General features: G+C 40.3%; 23 protein-coding genes. 11 read left to right on the forward strand and 12 right to left on the reverse strand.

Annotated features, from left to right (window positions below; translation table 11 throughout):
- Both CP948_RS05125 and CP948_RS05130 read left to right on the forward strand, forming a co-directional pair.
- The coding region (locus tag CP948_RS05125; RefSeq protein WP_425479807.1) for a sodium:solute symporter family transporter at positions 1-703 on the forward strand (703 nt) is incomplete at its 5' end.
- Positions 704-748: 45 nt separating this feature from the next.
- Positions 749-2638, forward strand: a complete 1890-nt coding sequence (locus CP948_RS05130) for a putative nucleotidyltransferase substrate binding domain-containing protein (RefSeq protein ID WP_096602028.1) — start codon at positions 749-751, stop codon at positions 2636-2638.
- On the opposite strand, the gene CP948_RS05135 is transcribed toward CP948_RS05130, so the two are convergent.
- Positions 2597-3928 (reverse strand): MFS transporter, encoded by a 1332-nt coding sequence (locus tag CP948_RS05135; protein ID WP_096602031.1) that lies wholly within the window; start codon positions 3926-3928, stop codon positions 2597-2599. The two genes, CP948_RS05130 and CP948_RS05135, sit on opposite strands and share 42 nt — an antisense overlap.
- Positions 3929-3948: 20 nt before the next feature.
- On the opposite strand from CP948_RS05135, the gene glgP (CP948_RS05140) reads away from it, so the two are divergent.
- The 3 genes from glgP (CP948_RS05140) to mnmH are packed head-to-tail and all read left to right on the forward strand — an operon-like array spanning position 3949 to position 8320.
- Positions 3949-5610: an alpha-glucan family phosphorylase gene (gene glgP / locus CP948_RS05140; RefSeq protein ID WP_096602036.1), complete on the forward strand. Its 1662-nt coding sequence runs from the start codon at positions 3949-3951 to the stop codon at positions 5608-5610.
- A complete protein-coding gene (glgP, locus tag CP948_RS05145) occupies positions 5607-7274 on the forward strand; it encodes an alpha-glucan family phosphorylase (protein WP_096602039.1) in 1668 nt (555 codons plus the stop codon). Before glgP (CP948_RS05140) ends, glgP (CP948_RS05145) begins: the two co-directional genes overlap by 4 nt.
- Positions 7274-8320 (forward strand): tRNA 2-selenouridine(34) synthase MnmH, encoded by a 1047-nt coding sequence (mnmH, locus tag CP948_RS05150; protein WP_096602042.1) that lies wholly within the window; start codon positions 7274-7276, stop codon positions 8318-8320. The genes glgP (CP948_RS05145) and mnmH overlap by 1 nt, the downstream gene beginning before the upstream one ends.
- On the opposite strand, the gene CP948_RS05155 is transcribed toward mnmH, so the two are convergent.
- Genes CP948_RS05155 through CP948_RS05165 form a run of 3 tightly spaced genes read right to left on the reverse strand, consistent with a single transcriptional unit; the run spans position 8289 to position 9889 of the window.
- Entirely contained in the window at positions 8289-8783 is a 495-nt protein-coding gene (locus CP948_RS05155) for a C40 family peptidase (protein WP_096602045.1), read from the reverse strand. The two genes, mnmH and CP948_RS05155, sit on opposite strands and share 32 nt — an antisense overlap.
- Positions 8784-8806: 23 nt before the next feature.
- Positions 8807-9307 (reverse strand): hypothetical protein, encoded by a 501-nt coding sequence (locus tag CP948_RS05160; RefSeq protein WP_245810092.1) that lies wholly within the window; start codon positions 9305-9307, stop codon positions 8807-8809.
- Between the two features lie 33 nt (positions 9308-9340).
- The gene (locus CP948_RS05165; RefSeq protein ID WP_096602051.1) at positions 9341-9889 is read right to left on the reverse strand and encodes a hypothetical protein; all 549 of its coding nucleotides are present in this window, start codon (positions 9887-9889) and stop codon (positions 9341-9343) included.
- 49 nt (positions 9890-9938) lie between these two features.
- Between CP948_RS05165 and glgB the strand changes: the two genes are divergently transcribed.
- The gene (gene glgB, locus CP948_RS05170) at positions 9939-11807 is read left to right on the forward strand and encodes a 1,4-alpha-glucan branching protein GlgB (RefSeq protein ID WP_245810093.1); all 1869 of its coding nucleotides are present in this window, start codon (positions 9939-9941) and stop codon (positions 11805-11807) included.
- Here the strand turns inward: glgB and CP948_RS05175 are convergent.
- On the reverse strand, positions 11788-13113 hold the full coding sequence (locus CP948_RS05175) for a glutamate-5-semialdehyde dehydrogenase (RefSeq protein ID WP_096602057.1): 1326 nt from the start codon (positions 13111-13113) through the stop codon (positions 11788-11790). The two genes, glgB and CP948_RS05175, sit on opposite strands and share 20 nt — an antisense overlap.
- Before the next feature lie 17 nt (positions 13114-13130).
- Between CP948_RS05175 and CP948_RS05180 the strand changes: the two genes are divergently transcribed.
- Together CP948_RS05180 and CP948_RS05185 are read left to right on the forward strand one after the other, a co-directional pair.
- Entirely contained in the window at positions 13131-14357 is a 1227-nt protein-coding gene (locus CP948_RS05180; protein ID WP_096602060.1) for an aspartate kinase, read from the forward strand.
- A gap of 3 nt (positions 14358-14360) precedes the next feature.
- The gene (locus CP948_RS05185; protein WP_096602063.1) at positions 14361-14780 is read left to right on the forward strand and encodes a CoA-binding protein; all 420 of its coding nucleotides are present in this window, start codon (positions 14361-14363) and stop codon (positions 14778-14780) included.
- Here the strand turns inward: CP948_RS05185 and proB are convergent.
- Positions 14777-15838: a glutamate 5-kinase gene (gene proB / locus CP948_RS05190; protein ID WP_096602066.1), complete on the reverse strand. Its 1062-nt coding sequence runs from the start codon at positions 15836-15838 to the stop codon at positions 14777-14779. The two genes, CP948_RS05185 and proB, sit on opposite strands and share 4 nt — an antisense overlap.
- 87 nt (positions 15839-15925) lie before the next feature.
- Between proB and CP948_RS05195 the strand changes: the two genes are divergently transcribed.
- Positions 15926-16387, forward strand: coding sequence for a YbhB/YbcL family Raf kinase inhibitor-like protein (locus CP948_RS05195; RefSeq protein ID WP_096602236.1), 462 nt, complete (start codon positions 15926-15928; stop codon positions 16385-16387).
- Here CP948_RS05195 and CP948_RS05200 read toward each other — a convergent pair whose 3' ends face one another.
- On the reverse strand, positions 16388-16774 hold the full coding sequence (locus tag CP948_RS05200) for a DUF2203 domain-containing protein (RefSeq protein ID WP_096602069.1): 387 nt from the start codon (positions 16772-16774) through the stop codon (positions 16388-16390).
- A 55-nt stretch (positions 16775-16829) separates the two neighbouring features.
- Here CP948_RS05200 and CP948_RS05205 point away from each other — a divergent pair, with 55 nt between their 5' ends.
- The gene (locus tag CP948_RS05205; protein ID WP_096602072.1) at positions 16830-17492 is read left to right on the forward strand and encodes a lysophospholipid acyltransferase family protein; all 663 of its coding nucleotides are present in this window, start codon (positions 16830-16832) and stop codon (positions 17490-17492) included.
- Here the strand turns inward: CP948_RS05205 and CP948_RS05210 are convergent.
- From CP948_RS05210 to dnaJ, 4 genes are read right to left on the reverse strand one after another with little or no spacing between them, the layout of a single operon-like run.
- Complete coding sequence (locus CP948_RS05210; RefSeq protein WP_096602075.1) at positions 17410-18576, reverse strand: cation:proton antiporter; 1167 nt, start codon at positions 18574-18576, stop codon at positions 17410-17412. The genes CP948_RS05205 and CP948_RS05210 overlap by 83 nt on opposite strands.
- Positions 18577-19062 carry a cation:proton antiporter regulatory subunit gene (locus CP948_RS05215; RefSeq protein WP_096602078.1) on the reverse strand — a complete coding sequence of 162 codons (486 nt, stop codon included), beginning with the start codon at positions 19060-19062 and terminating at the stop codon, positions 18577-18579.
- Positions 19043-19438 carry a heat shock protein transcriptional repressor HspR gene (locus tag CP948_RS05220; protein WP_096602081.1) on the reverse strand — a complete coding sequence of 132 codons (396 nt, stop codon included), beginning with the start codon at positions 19436-19438 and terminating at the stop codon, positions 19043-19045. The genes CP948_RS05215 and CP948_RS05220 overlap by 20 nt, the downstream gene beginning before the upstream one ends.
- Positions 19435-20577 carry a molecular chaperone DnaJ gene (gene dnaJ / locus CP948_RS05225; protein ID WP_096602084.1) on the reverse strand — a complete coding sequence of 381 codons (1143 nt, stop codon included), beginning with the start codon at positions 20575-20577 and terminating at the stop codon, positions 19435-19437. Before dnaJ ends, CP948_RS05220 begins: the two co-directional genes overlap by 4 nt.
- Before the next feature lie 125 nt (positions 20578-20702).
- Between dnaJ and CP948_RS05230 the strand changes: the two genes are divergently transcribed.
- Positions 20703-21179: a DUF2249 domain-containing protein gene (locus tag CP948_RS05230; RefSeq protein WP_245810094.1), complete on the forward strand. Its 477-nt coding sequence runs from the start codon at positions 20703-20705 to the stop codon at positions 21177-21179.
- Positions 21180-21222: 43 nt separating this feature from the next.
- Here CP948_RS05230 and CP948_RS05235 read toward each other — a convergent pair whose 3' ends face one another.
- Entirely contained in the window at positions 21223-24201 is a 2979-nt protein-coding gene (locus CP948_RS05235; protein WP_096602086.1) for a DEAD/DEAH box helicase family protein, read from the reverse strand.

Raw genomic sequence — 24201 nt, forward strand, 5'->3', positions numbered from 1 at the left:
CTATGAACTTTACGATCTGTTTGTGTTTTTTGTTTCTCATTCTAATATTATCTCCCCATTGTGGGGAGCTTTTTTGCTATTTTTTAAACAGTCTCACATGGCAGCTCCATTGCTTGCGGAAGCGGTTGGAGGTACTGTTTTTCTTGGATTTATTGCAGCGGTAGCCTTTGCTACCATACTTGCAGTTGTTGCAGGTCTTACCTTAGCAGGTGCCTCTACATTGTCTCATGACCTTTATGTGAATGTGGTAAGGGGAGGACGCTCTTCAGAAGAAGAAGAAGTGAAGGTTGCTAAGATAGCTACTTTAATACTCGGTGTGCTTGCCATCATTTTGGGTATTCTCTTTAAAGGTCAAAATGTAGCCTTTATGGTAGGACTCGCTTTTGCTATTGCTGCGAGCGCTAACTTTCCACCCTTGGTCATGTCCATATTCTGGAGGAAGTTTACTACTGCGGGTGCGGTCGCCAGTATACTGACTGGTACGTTCTTGGCAGTGATCCTTATAATTCTCAGTCCCACAGTATGGGTTGATGTACTTAAAAATCCTGCACCCATATTCCCTTGGAAGAATCCTGCCCTTGTATCTATGCCTGCATCTTTCCTTATAGGCATAATAGTCTCACTGTTAACTAAGGAAGAAGAGGCTGAAAGAAAGTACGAGGAGGAAAAGGTAAGAACTTACTTAGGTATAGGAGCAGAATAAAACAGAGGCTCGCCGAAAGGCGAGCTTCTTTTAACAGAAGATAAAATGCTTGACCCTGAGAGGTTCTTTAAAGAAACTTATCCCTTTGACAGACTTTCGGAGGAGGATATAAAGCGGCTAAGTTCTAACATAATGGTCAGATACTACTCCAAAGGTGAAACTATATTTGAAGAGGGTAGCTCTCCCCTTGAGTTTTTGTATGTAATAAGAAAAGGAGCGGTAGTTTTAAAAAAAGATAGTGCAGTCGTTGATTATCTTCAGGAAGGTGATAGTTTTGATTACTTATCCCTTTTGGAAAATGTTCCCCCTTCTTCAAAAGCTGTAGCCATTGAGGACACCATCCTTTTTATGATACACAAAAGAATATTTTTAAGATTTTTGAATGATTACGAAGAACTGAGAAACTTTTACACTAAAAAGCTTATTGAGAGAGTTCGTAAAGAAAAGCCTCAATTAAGTACAGGGTTTGATATGTGGATCAACCTACCTATAAGACACTTAAAGCTTTCCCCACCACTGTTTGTAGATGGGCAAGAGTCAGTCTACCAAGTGATTCTTAAGATGGTTGAAGAAGACCTTAGCTTTGCATTGGTAATTGATGAAAATGTAATAGGTATAATAACGGAAAGGGATATTATCAAAAGGGTATTTGCAAAAGATCTTGATCCCAAATATACCAGGGCAAAAGATGTAGCTTCATTTCCTTTGATATACATACATATGGACGCTTTTCTGTTTGATGCTCTACTTTTGATGACAAGGCACAACATAAGAAGGTTAGGAGTAAAAGATAAGGATAAAATAGTAGGAGTACTTGAAGACAAGGACATTATACATCACGAAAGCCAAAACATTCCGTTCCTAGCAAAATACATAAACAAGGCGAAAAGCACAGAAGAGATAGCTTACGCATACTCTCTTATGTATAAGGCGGTAATAGAATATACAAAACAGGGCACAGACCCAGAGCTTATTGGCAGGTACATATCCGAACTGAGCGACAGGATCATGCAAAGACTTGTTTTTCTTACTATAAAAGAGATAGGAATGGAACCACCTACAGCCTTTAGCGTGTTGGTGCTCGGAAGCGAAGGAAGAAGGGAACAAAGCCTGAAAACTGATCAGGACAACGCTTTAGTGTACGAAGATGTACCCATGTTGGACCTTTCGGTAGATGATTACTTTAAAGATTTTTCGGAGAGATACGCCAAAAACCTTCTTAAGATAGGTTTTCCTCCATGTCCGGGAAAGGTAATGCTTTCAAACCCTGTGTGGAGAAGGAGTTTGAAAGAATGGATCGTGCAGATAGACCGTTGGATTGAAAACCCAAAGGGTGAGCATACCATTTATTTGTCCGTTTTCCTTGACCTGAGGACCGTCTTTGGGTCTGAGTGGTTAGAACAAGAGTTAAGAGATTACATATTCAAAAAGGCGAGCGACAACAAAGTTTTCCTTTCCTTTTTGGCAAGTCAAGTGCTGAGGTTTAGGGTGCCTTTGGGCTTTTTCAGGGACTTTGTAGTGGAAAAAACGGGTTTTCACAAAGGGGAGTTTGACATAAAGGCACGTGGGATTTTTCCTTTGGTACACGGCGTGCGCGTTTTGGCTCTTGAACATAGGATAAGTTCTACCAACACTTTTGAAAGACTAAAGGAACTGTCTTCAACAGGTGTAATTTCCGAAAGTTTCGCTAAGGACTTAGCAGATGCTTATAAATTTCTTATTGCAATCCGCCTGAAATTTCAAGCAGATGAGCTGTCAAAGGGTAGAGAACCTACTAATTATATAAATCCCAGTGCTCTCTCAAGAGCGGAAAAAACAGTACTGAAGGATGTTTTTCGTATTGTAGAAGAATTTCAGAGGTTCCTTAACAGTAAGTATAAGCTGAGTTATTTTTTAACTTGTTATTTCCTCTATTGCCTTTCCCTTTGCTTCTAAGCCCATTATGGACCAAATTAGGAAAGACACAAAACCAAAAAACCAAAGTATGGATAAGCCTATAATACCGTAAGTATAACTTGCAGAAGCTAAGCTAACGAGAACAATAGGCGAAATGGCTCCAGCCAACCTTCCCATCACAGAAATTAGCCCAATGGCATAAGCTCTAAGATAAGAAGGGTATATCTCTGTAGCGGACACATAAGCCACAGAAGCAAAAGAAAAGGCAAAAAATGAGTAAATAAGATAGGTAAGATCAAAATTAAAGCTCAGTAGAAACAGTAATGAAAGGAGAAAGGACATGAAACTAACAAAAGTGCCGGTTATCTTGCGTCCTAAAACATCACTCGCCAAGGCAACCAGTATGCCACCTATTAGACCACCCACACTTCCCACAAGGAGTATTCTGGGAATGTCTTCAGAGCTCAGATGAAAGCTAACAGGGATGAGAGTGATCATACCGTAGTATGTGGCAAGTATGGTTATACTCATGGAGGAACTAAAGAGAAAGCGCCATCTGTAGCGTGAAAGGATCAGCTTTGTAGCATCAAGGATACTTCCTTCAAATATTGGAATAGAGCATGAGTCTTGACTATACCTACCACCTGCCTTCTTTTCAAGCTCTTGGACTATTCTCTCCGCTTGGTCAATTCTACCCTTTGATAGGAGCCAACGGGGAGATTCAGGTACTGCAAACCTAACAAAGATAATAAGAAGTGCCAGCGCACCACCCAATAAGAAAGCAAAGCGCCACGCAAAGCTCTCATCAAAAAGGGAAAGGAGAAAACCTGCACTCAAGGATGCCATTATACTTCCCAAGTTCCAAAGAGATGAGATGATCCCATCCACCTTACCTCTGTGCCTTGATGGTATAAACTCATCCACTGCAGAGTGTATAGCAGAAAACTCTCCTCCTATCCCAGCACCCGCAAGCACTCTAAAAAAGAAAGCGGTCTCAAAACTGTTGGCAAAGCCCGTCAAAAATGTACCAAGAGAATAAAGAAGCAGTGTTATAAGAAATATCTTTTTCCTGCCGTATCTGTCTGCCAGATACCCAAAGAGAAGGGATCCCAAAATAGCACCCAACAGAAAACCGCTTACCATCAGGGAACTCTGCCAAGGTGCAAAACCAAGAGACAAAGACATGGGCTTTAACACAGCACTTACTATGACTATCTCAAAGGCATCAAGCACCCATGTAATACCTAAAGCCAACACAAACACAGTGTGAAATCTGCACCACGGCAGACTATCAAGCCTACAAGTCAAATCCGTGTTTATAAATCTCATGCGTTAAAATATATTCTCACATGATAGCTTATTTCGTAATGGAAGTAGGCTTAGACGAAAACATACCTACTTACAGTGGGGGATTGGGCACGCTTATTGGTGATACGCTTTACTCATTTGCTGACCTTGGCATACCAGCGGTTTGTATAACGCTCCTTTACAAAAAAGGCTATGTTTACCAAAAGATAGGTAAAGATGGTAGACAGATAGACCTTGAAGATGAATGGGATTACTCCGAGGTGTTAAAACCTCTTTCCGTTGAGGTGGAATTGCCTTTAGGTGATAGGAAGCAAAAGCTCAGAGCTTGGGAGTATATGGTAAAGGGAAAGAGAAACATAAAGGTGATATTCCTTGATGGGGACATTGAGAGCAACGACCAGATAGTAAGAGAAGCTTTTCAGAGGCTCTATTACAGCGACAGAGAAAAAAGGCTAATACAGGAGATAGTCCTCGGTATAGGAGGCTACAGGGTACTCAAAGCGCTTGGGTATGAGATAAGCCTTTACCACATAAACGAAAGCCATTCCGCCTTTCTACTTTTTGAGCTTTTAAAAGACAGCAAGAATGCGGAGGAGGTCAGAAAAAAAGTAGTCTTTACTACACACACATCTTTGCCAGTTGGTCACGATAGCTTTCCTCTGAACATGGTTAAAGGCTATCTTAAACTTTACGATGGTGTTGAGTGGGAAAAGGAAGCCACAGACGGCAACGAGCTTGATCTCTCTCTTCTGAGTGCCAGATATAGCTCTATAGTAAATGCGGTATCTCTCAGACACAGGTTTATAACAAAGAGAAGCTACCATTTTAGAGAAGTGGACTACATTACCAATGGCGTTTACCACAAGCGTTGGGTGTGTGAGGAGTTAAAGGATATTTATGACAGATACTTACCCGGCTGGGATGACAACCCTGCACTGCTCAAACAAGCATACGACATACCTTCCATAGAACTTCTCAACGCTCATTTGGAAGCCAAAGAAAAACTTATCAACTTTATAAACAAAAACTACGATGCAAGTTTTATACCTGAATGTCCTGTGTTGTGTATAGCAAGGAGGATAACCGCTTACAAAAGAAACAACCTTATTTTAAGAGACATAGAGAGATTAATAAGGATAGCAGAAAGGTTTGGCGGTCTACAGGTGGTCTTTGCAGGAAAAGCTCATCCTGCAGATGAGGAAGGGAAAGCCATTGTCAAAGATATAAACGACAAAATAAACTACACGAAAAGTAGAACAAAAGATCTTAGAATGGTTTTTATAGAGAATTACGGCATACATGTAGCAAAGCTCTTAGTTTCTGGTTGTGATGTGTGGCTAAACAATCCCAAAAGACCTTACGAGGCATGTGGAACCAGCGGTATGAAAGCTTCCATGAACGGAGTTATCAACTTCTCCACTTGGGATGGCTGGTGGCTTGAGGGTGGTATAGAAGGTATAAACGGATGGGGCATAGGACCCAAACCACACTGGCTTGATATGTCCGAATCTAACGATGAGGAAGATTTAGAAGATATATACGGAAAGCTTCAGCACCTGATACTTCCCCTATACTACAACCATCAGGATGAGTGGGTTAAAATGATGAAAAACAGTATAGCTACAGTAGGTCCATACTTTAACACCTACAGAATGGTGAGCGAGTACTTTGTTAAGATATACTCTGCAGGACTTAGGATATGATAGCTTACTTTGTAATGGAATTAGGGCTTGAGGACAGGATACCCACATACAGCGGTGGTCTTGGCACCCTAATAGGTGATACCCTCTATTCCTTTGCTGACCTTGGCATACCAGCGGTCTGTATAACGCTCCTTTACAAAAAAGGCTACACTCTTCAGAAGATAACGCCACACGGGATGCAACTGGACTTTGATGCTTTTTGGGACTACAAAAAGATACTAAAACCCATAGATGCAGAAGTTGAAGTCTATTTTGGAGAAAGGAAACAAAAGGTTCGAGCGTGGGAGTACACGATAAGAGGTAAGGGGGAAATAAAAGTTATATTTCTTGATGCTGACCTTCCTCAGAACGATCCAGATATAAGAAAGCTCAACGAAAGATTATACTTTGACGATGGACTCTACAGACTCAGACAGGAAATACTTTTAGGAATAGGAGGATACAGAGTGCTCAAAGCTCTGGGATACAACATAGGTGTGTATCACCAAAACGAAAGTCACTCTGCCCTTCTTGTGGTAGAGCTCCTAAGGGAGTTAAAAGATGTGGAGAAGGTGAGAAACAAATGTGTCTTTACCACACACACGCCCGTTGAAGCTGGTCACGACAAATTCCCCATAGACATGATAAAAGAAGAGTTAAAAATGTACGATCACATAAACTGGGATGAGGAAGCTATAGATGGCTTTTTAAATCTGTCTGCCCTTGCTTTCAAATACTCTTGTAAGGCTAATGCAGTATCTTACAAACACATGTTTGTATCGCAGAGGATATTCCAGGGTATAAATGCTAAGTGTGAGCTTGACTATGTCACAAACGGTGTATACCACAAAAGGTGGATACATCCAGAGATCAAAGAACTCTTTGACGAGTACATACCCGGCTGGGATGATAATCCCATTTTACTGAACCAAGTTTACAGAATACCCTCTGAGCTTATCCTAAAAAAACACAACAAGATAAAGAATGAACTTATAAACTACATAAACAAAAACACTGACGCAGGCTTCAGCGACGATGTGCTAACCATAGGAATAGCAAGGAGGATAACCGCTTACAAAAGAAACAACCTTATCCTGAAGGATATTGACAGATTGATATACATTGCAGAACACTTTGGAGATGTGCAGATAGTTTTTGCAGGTAAAGCACATCCCAAGGACACCATGGGTAAGGAGATGATCGCCGACATCATCTCAAAGATAAAAACAGTAAAAGGGAGAACCAACAAGCTAAAAATAGCCTTCCTTGAAAACTACAGCATAGATATGGCAAAACTCTTAGTTTCTGGTTGTGATGTATGGCTAAACAATCCCAAAAGACCTTACGAGGCATGTGGAACCAGCGGTATGAAAGCTGCCATGAACGGAGTTATCAACTTCTCCACTTGGGATGGATGGTGGCTTGAGGGTGGTATAGAAGGTATAAACGGATGGGGCATAGGACCCAAACCCCACTGGCTTGATATGTCCGAATCTAACGATGAGGAAGATTTAGAAGATATATACGGAAAGCTCGCTTATGTGATCCTTCCCATGTATTATACAAACAAGGACGAGTGGGTTCATATGATGGAAAACAGTATAGCTACTGTAGGTCCATACTTTAACACCCACAGGATGGTGAGTGAGTATATTAGTAAGATATACCAAATAGGATTAAGGTAATGGTAGAGATCTCTGCCTGTGAGCTTATTAATCTTGATGAGAAGGTAATAGTGGATATAAGGAGTCCCTCCGAGTACGCTCAGTTTCATATACCTGGTGCAATAAACATTCCCCTCTTTGAGGATGATGAGAAGTTTCTCATAGGCTACATTTACAGAAAGGAAGGCGTAGAGAAAGCTAAACAGCTGGGATACTCCATAGCCAACAGTAAGCTACAGAAATTGTTTGAAAGTTTTAGACAGCTCAAAAGGGTTCACAAACATGTAGTGGTTTATTGCTGGCGTGGAGGACTTAGAAGCTTAGAGCTGTGTAAAGCGCTCTCTTCTGTAGGAATACAAGTAATAAGACTAAGAGGTGGATACAGAGCCTACAGAGAGTTTATCCTTCAGGACATGGAGGAAAGGCTAAAAAGTATAAACTTTATCGTGCTTACTGGAAAGACGGGTGTGGGGAAAAGTAAAGTGCTAAGGCTCTTAAGGGAAGAAGGTGTACCTGTGATAGACCTTGAGGATCTGGCTCAGGATCGTGGCTCTGTGTTTGGTAAGGTGGGCAAAAAGACGAGGATCTCTCAAAAAATGTTTGATGCCTTACTTTACGAAAACATAAGAAGTTTAAGCGGACCTTACGCTTTTGTGGAAGATGAGAGCAGATGCATAGGAAACATACACATACCTGATGCGCTTTGGAAAAAGAAAGAGGAGGGCGTGTTTGTAGAACTTACCAACAGCATGGAAAACAGGATAAGGAACATCTTGGAAGAGTATACCCTTGAGGAAGGGTGGGAAGAGGATGTAAGGGTGGCTCTTGGAAAAATAAAAAGGTATCTGGGGGAAGAAGGTTTTGCTCAGGCATTGTGTATGTTGGAAGAAAGAAGATACGAAGAGTTGGTGAAGTTTCTTATGGAGGCACATTACGATAAGAGATACAAGCTTATTAGAAAACCCCTTTATACGGTTGATTGTACAGACTTACAAAAATGTAAAGATGAGCTCTTGAAAATTTTTAATACTCACTCTAAAACTTGTCTCTCAAGCTCTCCAAAATGATATCCTTTATATCATCTTCTTGGTTTTGTTCCTTTAGGACCCTTCTGGCAAACAAAAACCTCGTTTTCCAATAGGGTTCGTCTATCCTACTTATTACTATACCCTGCGTGGTAGATGCGTGTATCATCTTGCCATTACCTATGTATATACCTACATGCGAAGGATATGGTGCGTAAGTTCTAAAAAAGAGAAGGTCTCCGGGCTTTATGTCTTCCCTTTTTACAGGCTTACCGTATTGAGCCTGCTCCCTTGTAGACCTTGGCAGTTCTATTCCGTTTATGCGGAAAACCTTCTGAACAAAGGCAGAGCAGTCCATAGCGTAGGAGCTGTCAGACCCAAACCTGTAGCCTCTATCCATAAAGCTAAGAGCGGTAATAAGAAGGTGATCCTCATCTGGAAGGGCAAAGGAAAAATATGTCCAATAAATGACTCCCAATAAAGTGATCCCTTTTATGCCTACCATAACATCCCCCCTTTATAAACATTTTAAACTCCTCCACCTGCGCTGTAAAACCTGTACTTTAAACCTCTTATCCTCTCCAGATTACTCATAAGGAGGTCCTCTATGTAGGGATTGTGGGATATAACAAGAACATCAAGTCCAAATCCACCTTCTTCAAGAAATCTTCTTGCGGAAAGCAAAAACTCTCTGAGGACCTCATCGCACTCAACCTCAAAAGGTGCTCCCAAAAAGTGATGGCTCATACCGAGAAAGCTTCCGGGTTTGACTTTTACCATCAATCTTACTGGATTGAGGGCTTCAAGGAGCTTGTCCTTCAAATGGGCAAACTGTAGTCCAAACATGAGCATGGCGTCGGTTATTATATACTTGGAATGTAGGGTCGTAAACTGCCTAAACCCTGTTTCTTTAAAGTCCATCTTGAGGTTGTCTCTTACGGTTTCTATCCAATGAGGGTGTGGGTTATCTACAAGCCACAGGAGTTTTTCTGGATAAAAGCGCTCTTCCTCCTCTTTCCCCCAGATCATAATAGCGAGGGGCATTCTAATAAATTTATAACATTACGGTTTTTTAACAATCACGGCTATAGGCTTTACTGGATTTGTAGGAACCTTGGAGTAGAATCTGAACCATTCCTCGGGCAGAATTTCCCAAAGCCTTTTCCAGTTTTCAACCCATGTCTTCACAAAGTCCCAGGGAGGCACAGTAGGGCACATGAGGGATATGGATATGATGAGATCTCCTCTTTCGTTTATTGACGGGATAATGGGAAAGCTCCTACAGTCTATGGGATGTTTTCCGTGTATGCCACAAAATCCGTCTCTGTTAAAGGGACAGTCCTGATTTGGAGCCAAAAAGCCTATATTAAAGCCGTTTACGCTTATCTCAGGAAATCCTGCAGAGTTTAGCTTTTTGATGAGCGTATTTTCGGTAGGTAGGAGTACTACCGCTTCGTTGATCCTTTGGCATTCCTCTGATCTTTTACCACCTTTGGCACACAAGAAACACCCAAGTTGAGAACATCCTATGTCAAAATGCTGTGTGGAATGATAGATCTCTTCAATGATTGCAGACAGCCGACTTTCTTTATCTCCTTGTGTCTTTTCCATAATGCTTGTATATTTTATACACTAAAATTTTTTTTGCATGAATTTCTCTATGATCAGCGACTATGATGTTTATCTATTTAAAGAAGGTACGCACTGCAAACTTTACGAAAAACTTGGTGCTCATCTATTTGAGGAAGGTGTTTACTTTGCAGTTTGGGCACCTAACGCTACTTATGTTTCTGTTGTAGGAAGCTTTAATAACTGGGACAGAGGTGCAAACCCACTCAGAAAAAGAGAAGATGCTTCTGGCATATGGGAAGGTTTTGTAAAGGGTGCCCGTGCTGGAGATCTTTATAAGTACTTTGTAGTCTCAAAAAGCGGATACACAGCTGAAAAATCAGACCCCTTTGGTTTTCTCTTTGAAGTTCCACCAAAGACAGCAAGCGTAGTGTGGGATCTTAGCTACACATGGAATGACCATGTGTGGATGCAAAACAGATACCTTTCAAACTCCTTAAACGCTCCTTGGCTCATATACGAGGTGCATCTGGGTTCGTGGAAAAAGAAAGGTTGGGAGTCTCTTGGCTATAGGGAGCTTGCACAAGAGCTTGTCCAGTATGCCAAGTATATGGGATTTACGCATGTGGAGTTCTTACCTGTTATGGAGCACCCCTTTTACGGTTCTTGGGGTTATCAGACAACAGGCTACTTTGCACCCACCTCACGATACGGTACACCTCAGGACTTTATGTACCTTATAGACAGACTGCACCAAGAGGGTATAGGGGTGATCCTTGATTGGGTACCTTCTCACTTTCCTACAGATGGGCATGCCTTGGCATACTTTGATGGCACACATCTTTACGAATACGAAGACTATAGGAAGAGATACCATCCAGACTGGCACAGCTACATCTTTGATTACTCAAAGCCCGAAGTTAGGTCCTTTTTGCTCAGTTCCGCTCACTTTTGGCTTGAAAAGTATCATGCGGATGCCATAAGAGTAGATGCGGTAGCTTCTATGCTCTATCTTGATTACTCAAGGAAACCCGGTGAATGGACACCTAACATTTACGGTGGAAGAGAGAATCTTGAAGCCATAGAATTCATCAAAAAGCTCAACGAATGCCTCTACAGGGACTTTCCAGATACACAGACCATTGCAGAAGAATCCACCGCCTGGCCTATGGTCACAAGACCTACATATGTAGGAGGCCTTGGTTTTGGTATGAAGTGGAATATGGGTTGGATGCACGACACGCTCTTTTACTTCTCAAAGGACCCCATTTACAGGAAGTACCACCATGATAAGATCACCTTTAGCATCTGGTATGCCTTCTCAGAGAACTTTGTGCTACCCCTTTCTCATGATGAGGTGGTGCATGGCAAGGGCTCACTCATTAACAAAATGCCCGGTGATTGGTGGCAGAAGTTTGCTAATTTAAGACTTTTGCTCACTTACATGTATGCACATCCCGGTAAAAAACTCCTCTTTATGGGTGGAGAGTTTGGTCAGTGGGATGAGTGGAATCACGACAGAGGACTTGATTGGTTCCTTCTGGAATATCCTACACACAGAGGTGTTCAGATGCTTGTAAGAGACCTAAACCGTGTAGTAAAAGAAAACCCAGCTCTTTATGAGCTTGACTTTAGTCCTGAAGGTTTTGAGTGGGTAGATTTTTCTGACAGCGATCAGAGCGTGATAAGTTTTCTCAGAAAAGACCGTCAGGGAAATAACATGATACTTGCGGTGTTTAACTTTACACCTGTCCCCAGACACAACTACCGCATAGGAGTGCCTGAGAAAGGCTACTGGAAGGTGATAATAAACAGCGACTCTACTAAGTATGGAGGCTCAGGATACCAAGATTCAGAAGGTTTTCACACAGAACCCATAGCCTTTCACTCAAGACCCTATTCGGTATCCTTAGTCCTTCCACCCCTTGCTGGACTTTATCTCAGAAGAGATCCTTCATGATGTCTTCGGGCACACCCACATTGTCTCTTAGTTGTCCGTTCCCAAGTATAACAAACTTTTGGATGGTGAGCTCTTCAAGAGCCATAGGTCCCCTTGCGTGTATTTTATCTGTAGAAATACCCATCTCCGCACCTAAACCAAACTCGTTGCCGTCGGTAAAGCGTGTTGATGCATTCACATAGACCGCCGCTGAATCCACTTGGTTTAAGAACTTCATTGCTTTGGTGTAGTTTTCCGTTATTATGGCATCTGAGTGCTTAGATCCGTACTTTTCTATAAAGTCTATAGCTTCCTCTAAGCTTCCCACCACCTTTACCGCAAGGATAAGGTCAAGAAACTCCTCGTAGTAGTCCTCTTCCTTTGCAGGGATAGCCTTAACAAAAGAGAGCCTTGGGTCAGATTTTATAACTTTCAGGCTCTCTTCATCACACCTGAGTTCCACACCAGCCTTACCCAGTATGTAAGCCATGCGAGGGAAAAATTCCTCAAGAATGTCTCTATGGATAATGAGGTTCTCCACTGCGTTGCACACAGATGGCCTTTGCACTTTGGCATTGTAAACTATGTGATAGGCTTTATTTAGGTCCGCTTCGTCATCCACATATATGTTGCAAACACCTTTGTAGTGTTTTATGACGGGTACACGAGCGTTTTCCGCAACCGCTCTTATGAGGCTCTCACCACCTCTGGGAATGGCTACATCTATTTTGCCTTCCATCTTCAAAAGTTCCCAAACGATTTCTCTTTCTGGTCTGTCTATGAATTGAATGGCATCTTCTGGAAAGCCTGCCTGTTTGCAAGCTTCTCTTAGTATTTCAACCAGCGCTCTGTTGGAGTTTATGGCTTCCTTTCCACCACGAAGGATCACAGCGTTGGAAGACTTCATGCACAAAGATGCCGCTTCTACAGTCACATTAGGCCTTGCCTCGTATATGATAAATATTACTCCCAAGGGTACTCTCATCCTACCTACTCTAAGGCCGTTGGGAAGGGTCCACATTTTGGTTATCTCTCCTACAGGGTCGGGCAATTTAGCCACATCCTTGAGAACTTTTATCATGCCATCTATCCTTTTGTCATTCAGAACAAGCCTGTCTATAAGAGCGGAAGATAACCCAAGACTCTTTGCATACTCCACATCTTTTGCGTTTTCTTCCTTTATAAAATCCCTTTTATCATGCATAAGTTCTGCACAGTAAAGTAGAGCTTTGTTCTTTACCTCCGTGTTTAGAGAGACAAGCTCACGCAAAACCGCTCTTGCCTTTTCTACCTTTTCTTCCGCATAGCTAAGAACTTCTCTGCTCATGATGTAGAATATTATAAATGAACCTTGTAGTTAAGTTTGGCGGTACATCGGTGGGAAGCCTAGAAAGGATAGAAAGTGCAGCAGAAAAAGTAATACAAAAAGTAAAGCAAGGATACAAGGTTGTGGTCGTTTCCTCCGCTATGGCAGGCGAAACAGACAGACTTATAAACTTAGCCAAACAAATTGACCCATTTCCACCAGAAAGAGAGTTAGACATGCTCATATCTACCGGCGAACAGCAAGCTATAGCTCTGTTTGCCATAACTCTAAACAAAATGGGGTATCCTGCTAAGAGTCTGTGCGGGTGGCAGGTACCCATTATCACAGATGGAGTGCATACAAAAGCCAGGGTTGTAAAAGTAGGTGTGCAAAGAATAAAAAATTTACTCAATGAAGGCTATATACCTGTTGTTGCAGGTTTTCAGGGAGTTACAGAAGACTGGGAGATAACCACTCTTGGCAGAGGAGGTTCAGACCTCTCTGCGGTGGTTCTCGCTCATGCCCTTGGTGCGGATTGTGAGATATACACGGATGTGGAAGGGGTATTCACCGCAGACCCAAGGATAGTACCAAACGCTAAAAAGATATCTCGCATATCCTACGAAGAGATGCTTGAGATGGCATCTTTGGGTGCTAAGGTAATGCAGGCAAGAAGTATAGAGTTTGCTATGAAGTACAATGTAAGAATACATGTTAGGAGTTCCTTTTCGGATAATGATGGAACATGGATACTACCAGAGGAGGAAGTTATGGAGAAGGTAGCGGTAAGAGCCATAACCTTAGACACAAAAGAGTCGCGCATCACGGTGGTGAGAGTACCAGACAAGCCGGGCATAGCCTACAGTATATTTAAAGCTTTGGGTGATGCTCACATAGTGGTGGATATGATAGTGCAGAATGTATCCCACCAAGGCTATACAGATATGTCCTTTACGGTAAACAAAACTGATGCAAAAATAGCTGAAGACATCGTCAGAAAAGTGGCTTCCGAGATAGGTGCTCAGGAAGTGGTAAGAGATGACAATGTGGCAAAAATATCCGTGGTAGGGATAGGTATGAAAAGTTCTTACGGTACAGCGGCAAAGATGTTTGAAGTGCTTTACAGAAATAATATAAACATAATGGCCATATCCACATCCGAGATAAAAATATCCTGCCTAATTGACAGCAAGTATGGTGAGCTTGCCCTCAGAGAGCTACATTCTGCCTTCATAGAAGAAGATCAAGATGTGGTAAAATACTAAGCTATGAGAGAGTTTAATCATCCACACCAAGATGAGGCTTTTAAGGTATTGTCTTCCTCAAAAGTTGTTGCGGTAGTAGGTATATCTCCAGACCCAGAGAGACCCTCTTACTATGTGAGTGAGAGGCTTCTATCCAGAGGAATGCACAAAGTTTACTTTGTAAATCCCAAGTATGCAAATGAGGAAATATTAGGTGTTAAAGTGTTTGCAAGTCTAAAGGAAGTACCAGAAAGTGTAGACATAGTGAATGTGTTTAGGAATCCAGCTCACATAGAACCCATAGTGCAGGAAGCCATAGAGATAGGTGCTAAGTGCGTGTGGCTCCAACCGGGCTGTGAAAACCCAGAAGTTATAGAAAAGTACAAAGATAAGATTCACATAGTTTGGAACGCCTGTATTGGTGTGGAAGCAGGATACCTCTAAAAGACCACCAAGTTGTCCCGATGGATCGCCTCTTCCTTGTTAGTCTTTAGTATAGCTTTTACATCATGTCCCTTTTTTCTCATGACGCGCATGAGTTCTTCAGAAGAAAAATTAACCTTTCCTTTACCTATCAGACGACCATCTTCCAAACAAATGCTCACAGTATCTCCTCTTTTAAAAATACCACCTATCTTAACTATTCCTGCAGGCAGTAAGCTTTTCCCTTCCTTTAGTGCTCTATAAGCTCCACAATCAATATAAAGCACCCCCTTTGGCTCTTCCATCATGGCTATGGTCTTTTTTCTTTGCTTTAGAGGTTTATCAAGAGGTTTAAAATAAGTACCCGAAGTTTCAAATCGCTTGAGATTTACAAGGCTGTCTTCTTTACCCGTTATGATGACATGTATACCCAGATTTAAAGCCATCTTAGTAGCGGTAAGCTTACTAAACATTCCACCCGTTCCAAACTCTGAATTCACACCCTTTACAAAACTAAAGGCCTTATCCACATCATCTACAAAGTGGATTATCTGGTCTTTTTCGTCTCTTAGCCCTCCTGCAGTGGATAGTATGACAAGAAGCTCCACATCCATCATAAAGGCAGTATGCAGAGCAAGGAAGTCATTGTCTCCAAATACGAGCTCAGATACCGCAACAGTGTCGTTCTCGTTTATAACAGGTACGACTCCCAGCTTGAGCATCTGTTCTATAGCGTTCTTGCTGTTGTAAAATTTAGCCTTTTCTCTAAACACATCAGAGGTTAAAAGCACCTGTGCTGGGATAAGCCCATAATTAGAAAAAACCACATCGTATATATGCATCAGGTATGCCTGTCCCACTCCAGCCAATGCCTGCTTTAATACTAGATCTTTAGGCCTTTCTTTGATACCTAACTTCTTAGTACCACACAGAACAGCACCAGAAGACACAATAAGTACCTCATCCCCCTCTTGCTTCAAAGCCTTTATGTCTCTTGCCAGCTTAGAAAGAAAGGAAAGGTCTATATCTCCTTCGGGAGTCTGTATTAAGTTAGAACCTATCTTCACCAGAAGCCTCATCTTTTATAATTTTAGTAGGAGGTTTGCTTAAAGGTGGCTCTTTACCTGCTCTTGATTTTGAGTAGCTTTGTTCTTGGAGGTAAGCTTATGAAAGTGGAAAGCCCAGCTTTCAAAGATGGTGATGTTATACCCAAAAAGTATACGTGCGACGGTGAAAACGTATCACCCCCTCTGGTTTGGTTGGGTTATCCAAAAGAGGCAAAGTCTTTCGTACTTATAGTTGATGACCCAGATGCGCCCGTAGGCACTTTTACCCACTGGGTAGTTTATGACATACCCATAAGTGAAACCTCTCTTAAGGAAAACTTTCCCAAAGATGGGCAGGTAGGTAGTGTAAAACAAGGTAGGAACGATTTTGGGAAGGTAGGCTATGGAGGTCCCTGTCCACCAAAAGGACATGGCTATCATAGGTACTTTTTTAGGGTATATGCGCTGAATGTAGAAAGCCTTGGACTACCTCCTGGAGCTACAAGAAAACAAGTGGAAAGTAAAATGAGAGGACACATACTATCCGAAGGTTATACGGTAGGAAGGTACAAAAGAGAGTGATTAGAGCGTAAATTTGGTTAAAAGTTCTATAGGTTTTCTTCCTGCAAAACCTTCGTCCAGTTCATGCCAGTAGAGTATGGTATCCTCATCCTCCTTCCAACAAAGCCATATATATCTGTTCTGATAAAAGGAAAGGAAGTCTACAAGAATAGGGTCCGTCCCTTTTATAACACCACCAAGGGCCTCTATCTTCTGAAAACACCGCCTTATCTCCGCGTCTATCTCCTTAGTTTGGCTTTCCATATAGAGCCTTTCCAGTTTGTCCTCCTCCTCCTCCATTTTAGTGAGGATAGAATACAGCTCTTCCTTTTTTATGTTAATAGTTTCCACAAGAGGTTTTATAAGGGTTAGTAGCTCTCTTGCAGTGTCAAGATCAAAGACCTTCATAGTTAAATAATAAACCCTGCTTAGTAAATTGTCTATAATTTTTAATAATTCTTCTATGAAGAGGGTTTTGAGATTTTTTATAAAGCTAATGCTACCCATCATAGCTGTTCTTATACGCATCTTAGGAAGGACCATAAGGTGGGAAAAGAGGTACGACTTTGAGAAGGACAGGGGGAAAATATATGCCATATGGCACGGGAACGCTTTAGGTATAGCCTTTTTCGGTATGGACAGAGGCATATACACACTGGTTAGCAGGTTTAGAGATGGAGATATGGCATCATATCTTCTTGAAAAACTTGGATACCATGTGATAAGAGGTTCAACGGAGGAAGGTAAGCCAGAAAAAGGTGGAAGGTCTGGCATCCTTAAACTCGTCAAAGCCATAAAAGAAGGCAATAATGTAGCTATAACCGTGGATGGACCCAAGGGACCTCCCTTTAAGGTAAAAGCTGGTGTGATCTTTCTCGCTCAGAAAACACATGCAACTATAATTCCTGCCTTTGCAGAATTTGACAGATACATAAAATTAAACTCGTGGGATCACTTTATTATCCCCCTGCCCTTCACAAAAGGTAGAGTAAGGGTAGGAAGACCTATAAAGGTATGTAAAGAAGACAGCATAGAAGAGAAGGTCATGGAACTTGAGGAGGAGCTTTTGAGGATCTCCTCTTGGGAAAGATCAAATTCGCCACTTTTGGAGCAAAAACAAAACTAAAACTACCTATAAGAGAGGTGATAAGCACGAGAACAAAGGTTATTGTCTGAGCAGGAGGGTAAAGCCCAGAAAATATAAGAGAGAACTCCCCCCTTTGTAGAAAAGAAAGGGAAGCCCTCAGAGAGATCCTTTTATCAAAACCATAAAGAAGAGAAGATAAATAAGTGGAAACAAGCTTAAGGATAATAGCTAAAAGCGATATGCCAATAGCAAAAGGTATATCGGTAGAACCGTCCATATTTGCTTTGTATGTAAAGAAGAAAAAGAATAATCCCAAAGAAAGCTCTTTTATAGGTGAAAGGGTGTTGTCTATGATCTTGAAAGCTCGCGTGTTTTCAGGAACCAATACGCCTAAAAAGAAGGCTAATATAGCTTCTGAAATGTGATATTTAACTGCAAGGCCACTTACAAAAAAAAGAAACCCCAAAGTAAAAAAGACAAAAAGACTCTCATCTACCCTCCTTTCTAAAATATCAAAAAAGACTTTTACTGCGTCCTTTAAAAGATAGAAAAGCACAAAAATCATCACTAAGATTAAAAAAGATCTTCCTACAAAGTATAAACTTAAATCTCCTGAGGAAACAAAGCTGGTCAAAAAGGAAAGTAAAATTATGCAAATGAGATCTTCAAATATCAGCAAGCCTATGAGAAGGTCAACTTCTGGATTTATTAGCCTCTTGTAGTCCATAAACAACTTAGCAGTTATGGCAGTACTTGATGGATATACAGCACTGGCAAGCACTAAAGATAAAACTAAATCTTTTGTAAAAACATAAGATACGCCTAAAACAGGTAAAAAGTTAATAAAAAAGTCAATAAAACCCGCTTTGACTACCTTAAACATGCCCATAAGTCTTTCAAAGGAATACTCAAGACCTATGAAGAAAAAGAGCAGAGCAACCGCAGAATGTTCAAAGACAGACAAGAAGTTAGATACATCCTTGGGTAAAAAGGATCTCAAAAGCAAACCAGAAAGCATAAAGGAAGCTATATACGGGAACTTTAGGAATTTTAAAGTGTAAGCCATAAAAAACATTAAGAGTAGGACAAAACCTGCATAAGCGAGCTGTATACCTTCTGACATTTAGGTGCTACACCTACCGCAGATTTCCATAAGGTGTTTTATCTGCTGGCGTGTACCAACTACTATAAGAATGTCCCCTACCTCTATTTTTTCTTTGTAAGGGTCAGGACTGGGAATTATTTTTCCCCCTCTGTCTATAGCTATAACGGAAGTGCCTGTAAGTTTTCTTATCTGGAGTTCCGCTATAGTCTTTCCTACAAAGTTAGAACCCTGCTCTACTTTTACCCACTCTATGAGGACCTCCTTGAGTATGAGCTCCATTTTCTCAACTTTTACAGGTTGGTAGAGCACACCAGCCATCAAAAATCCCAGCTCTTTTGCTTCTTCATCTGTAAGCTCAAAAGAGCAGAGAGGTTCTTCATCTTGCATAAGGTATATCTCTCTCTTGCCTGTGTTGTATATGATGATCACTAAGTCCCTCCCCTCGGTTAGTGTCACTGCATACTTTTTACCTATACCCGGTAGGTCAGTCTCTCTTACCTTCATTCTTCCCTATTATATCCAACACACTTTTTCTGTCTGATAGGACTATAGACTTTATGTTTTCGTCTTCACTGTACGCCTTGGAAAGTTCTCTTTGTATGAACTCAATGAGTTTCTCTATCTGCCTTTCCATCTCTTCCATCTGCTCCTTCATACGCAGTATGACATCAACTCCTGCCAGATTGACTCCCAGTTCCCGCGTGAGCGTCAAGATGAATTCTAACTTCTGCAGGTCTTCGTCCGTGTAATGTCTAGTTTTGCCTTTTGTTCTTGAAGGCTTAAGAAGCCCTTCCTTCTCGTAAAGCCTTAAGGTCTGAGGATGTATGCTGTACATTTGCGCAACAACACCTATGGTGTAATACCTTTTCTTTTCCCTCATGTCTCTTTCTCCCTTATTCTGGTAGGTTCAGGCAAAAGTTTGTCAAGCTCTTCAAGTATCTGTCTGATCTTCTTACCATTGCCAAAAACTCTATCCATCAAGCTCAACTTGGGCACATCTATGTGTACCCTTACAAACAGGTCTCCTCTTCCTCCACCCCTTAGCTTAGGCATACCTTGTTCAGGCACTCTTATGACATCTCCCTCCTTTGTGCCTGCCGGGACTTTAACTTTTATACTTTCTCCCGAAAGGGTAGGGACCTCTATCTCTGTTCCAAGAACCGCCTCTGTGAATTTGACATTTACATCTACATAAAGGTTATCTCCTTTCCTCTCAAACACCCTGTGTGGCAAAACTTTTACTATTACGTACAAGTCTCCATAGGGACCTCCGTTTTTTCCTGCATGACCCTTACCCTCAAAGAGTATTTTGGAACCGTTATCCACGCCTGCTGGTATGCGTACTGTGAGCTCCTCTCTTACAGGTATACTGCCTTTTCCTTTGCATTTGGAACAGAGCTCTCTTATCACGCCTTCACCACCACAAGTAGGACAGGTTTGGGATATAGTGATGAAAAACTGTCTTTGGTAGACCTCCCCCCTTCCACCACAAGTAGGACAAACTTTCTCTCCTTTAGAAAGGTCATAACCTCTCCCCTGGCACACATCACAGGATATTTCTCTCACCAAGGGTATTCTTAGTGTAGTACCCTTAAAAGCCTCTTCAAGGGTGATCTGGGCAGTATAGTATATGTCTTCACCTTTTGTAGGTCTTCTGTAGGCTCTCCTCCTTTCTCTCGTAGCTCTTTCAAAGATATCCTCAAAACCAAAGCCTTTGAAGACCTCTTCCAGTATATCACCTATGTTTGTACTAAAGACTTCTTGAGAGAAGCCTTCTCCTCCTTGAGAAGAAAAAGCAGCATGTCCGTACTGATCGTAAAGCCTCCTTTTTTCTGGGTCTGATAGTACCTGATAAGCTTCATTTATCTCCTTGAACTTTTCTTGAGCGGACGGATCTTTATTAAAGTCGGGATGATACTTTCTGGCAAGTCTTCTGTAAGCCTTCTTTATCTCTTCTTGCGTTGCGTTTCTGGGCACGCCTAAAATCTCGTAATAGTCCTTTTTGGCAGATTGTGCCATACCTTTCCTCCTTTACTACTATATTTATGATAAACTTTAGTGTGTTATTGTCAAGTTATGTTATGATTGTAATCATTTACATACTTTTGATAAGGGAATAATCTTTACTGAAGGAGGTTAGAAAGGTGAGAATAGGTAGTTTCAACGGTGTTCGTGTGGAGCTTTTAGAAGGAGGTATAATGCCTTCCGCAAAAGGTTATGCGAGAATTTACATTCTCTCAGAAGGTGGTGGCAAGTACATATTAGGCCAGAAGTTTGGTTCTTCTCAGGCACCATGTTTCTTTGGAGTTGAAGAAGGGGACATATTCGGTTTCATTCCCGAAAGTAAAACTAAGCTCTTTGAAATAAGCATGGGAGAAGAGGAACTTACAGAAGGTGAGATCATAGACCTCAGACATATGGAACACGGAGTGCGACACCCTCTCGTTATGAAGAAGTTTTCGGAGCTCAAAAAAGGCGAGAGTTTTTACATCATCAACGACCATGACCCATTACCTCTTTACTTTCAGATGAGCTTTGCCTTTCCTAAAAAGGTAGGATGGGAGTATGTGGAGGTTGAGGAAGGTTTTTGGAAGATACGCATAAGCAAGATCAAGGAGTAAGCTAAGAAAAACTTCAACAGAGCCAAGTGATTATACTATACTGTCAAGTTTTTATAAGCAGAAAACTAAAGATTTTTTTACACCAATCTGGGTCTTCCATAAAGATCACATTATTTTGCTCATAATCTTCTTTACTTGGTATATTTCTCATCCCCTTTATTAGATCCTCATATTTTGTGTAGGAAAGTATGAAGGAAAGCAAGCTTACATCGGGTCTAACCTTTTTCAGATGATTCTCTATCTCTTTTAACTCGTGATTGAATAAAATCTTTTCATCGTTTAGGTCTTTGGAGTGCATAAGTCCCTTTGGGTCAATAAAAACCATGTATGTTTCATGTTTTCCTTTTACCCACATTATAAAATCAGGATAAAACTTACCCCATCCTAATTGAAATCCAATCCCCGATTTAGGTTCGTTTCTCAAAAGGAATCTTTTATAATCAGAAAATTTTTCTTTGTTCTTTTGCAAGTATTCTCTCAATCCTTCTATAAACTTTTCCTCGCTTTCGTTAAGACCCTGTGGCGAAATTTTGTCTATGTTTTTATCATCAAGTAAGAGAGGTACATATATGTGTTTATCAAAACAAATCCTCGGTAAAAGGGTTTTATCGTCCTTTAAAAGCATCCCTAAATTATTTATTAAACTTTTTATATTCTGAATTAGCTTTTGTTTTCTTTTATCTCTTTTATCTACATAAACAGTGTAATACTCTACAGGTTCCTGATTTAAAAATAAGCTTAGCTGTTCTCCTGCTTTCTTGTAGGTTAAATTTTTTCTTTCAAACTCGCCTAATTTTTTGTTGTAAAACTTCTCTATGTATCCCTTAAGAAGTAAAACCGCTATGTCGTGAATTTTATCCAAGGCTTCTTTTTCTTTTATACCCTTTACCTTGCAAGCGCTTAAAACTTCTTTTAAATCTTGCTTACTCCATAACAAATTCCAATAGCCTTTTATCCTTTTATACTGATATAGCTCTTGATCTATATTGTCCCAATCAAGTAAATCTACAAACTTATCAAAAGTTATTTCTTCTGAGTCTATTTTTGATTCTTCTTTTTGCGTGCCTGTAAATTCTGTAATCTTTGGAGTTAAGTCCAATACATGCTTTATCTTATCATCTTTTTTCAAGAGAACAGTTTCGCATTCTACAAATTTTTTATCTTCCGCTGGCACTAAGTAAGGTAAATCTTTCCATTCATCACTTAAAGACTTTACAGGCACTTTTATTTCCTCAAAATCCACCTCTTCTTTTTGTATGGCTTCTAAGAACTTATTTAGGTAATCAGCCTTTATGGAAAAAATGTTTAAAGTTTCAAGCACTTTAAGCTTTTCTTCATCACTTCTTTTTAATGACATATCCTTACCTTTTATTCTTACACCTCTTCCAAACAGTTGAATAATCTGAGGTCCTTCTCCTCTTCCTATGTTTAAAAGTCCCATAGAAGATACACGCCAAGTGTCCCACCCTTCTATAAACTTCTTGGACCCTATCAAGATATTTATGTTTGACGTTTCTCTCTTTATGTCATCAAAAAGAGATGGTGATATAGCATCTTGTTTGATTTCAAAGTTCTTGTTTGCAAGTAATTTTTTAAAATTGTTGACATCACCTATGTTTATAACCCCAAAGTAAGGATTATCACCAACCCTTAAGCCCAATTCTCCTTCTGCGCTTTTAATCTCGTATATGTCAAAACTACCTTTTCCATTAAATACTTTCGTATAAATGTCATCTATGTTAATGGTTCTTCTTCTTAAGAGTTCAAACCTGTCTTTAAATATATCCATGCCTAAAACTGAATTTATCTTGTTCTTTAACCATCCATCATCTTCTATAGCTTTCCTTAAAAAGAGTGTTATGGTTAGTATATCGGTTTCTTCTGAGTTCTTACCTCCGCTAACTGTAGTGCCTACGAAAATCCAAAGAGGTTTTTCAATGTTATACTGTTTTGCTAATGTAAGGTTTTCTGTATAAAAAAGTATCTGTTCGTAAAAGGATAAAAGATTAGCAACAAACATAGTTTCCTGAAAATCCTCATCTTTAAGTTTTGTATCTTTGGCATTTAAAACATAAAAATCCTTCCCATAACCATCTAAGTAGAAGTATTTATAAGAATAATCAAAAATTATTGATTTACCATATTCTTTTAATGTCTCCTTGTTTTTCTCACTTAAAATCTGTCCAAAAGTAGCGCTGTATTCAAAAACAAAACCATTTTCTCCAATTTTATTTCTTAAATTAGCCCATTTTTGCTCTTCAGATTTTTTCCCTTTGTGTCCTTCATCAACAAAAATAAGATTTCTTCCCTCAAAAGCATCAACAGGTACCGTTAAGCCTCTTCCCCTTTTCTCCTCCACAAACTTTGTAATTTCAATCACCAAAACCTCGTTTTTGCTACTCCGCCACCCATTTGAAGTCCCCACATACATTCTTGCGGGTATTCCACTTTTTATTAGTTCTTCGTAATGTTGCTTTGATAGTCCTTCGTTGGGGGTTATAAGGATAATATTGTCAGGTTCAAAAAGCTTGTAGTTTAAAAATTGATAGTAGTTTATGTGTAAAATTATGGTTTTACCGCTACCTGTTGCCATCCAAAAAGCAAGCTTTTTGAGGTCTTGCTCTGTGAAATCTCCTAAAAGTGTTTTGATTTTCTCGTCTTCATAATTTTTAAGGAATTGGTTTAATTCGTATAAAAACTTCTCTTTTTTATTCTTTAACTTATCCAAAAATATCTCTGTAAAGAGCACCGCAAGATACTGAAAGTATTTTAAAGAGATACTACCTCTATTTTTACCAACTTTTTCAACATATCTTTGTATGTTTTCGTCGTATCTGTTTAAATGGTTCTCTGAAATTTTTAAACCTTTTAACCCTTTGAGTACATTTACAAAATAAGTTCTACCTTGAGCGTCTGTTCCTTCTTCTACATCCCTTAACTTGTTTTGCAAATCCTTAAACTCACTTACTCCAAAAAGTGAAAGGAAGTATTTGTTTAAAACAAGGTATTTTTCTAACATCAT

This window comes from Hydrogenobacter hydrogenophilus (genome assembly GCF_900215655.1).
GTDB lineage: Bacteria > Aquificota > Aquificia > Aquificales > Aquificaceae > Hydrogenobacter > Hydrogenobacter hydrogenophilus.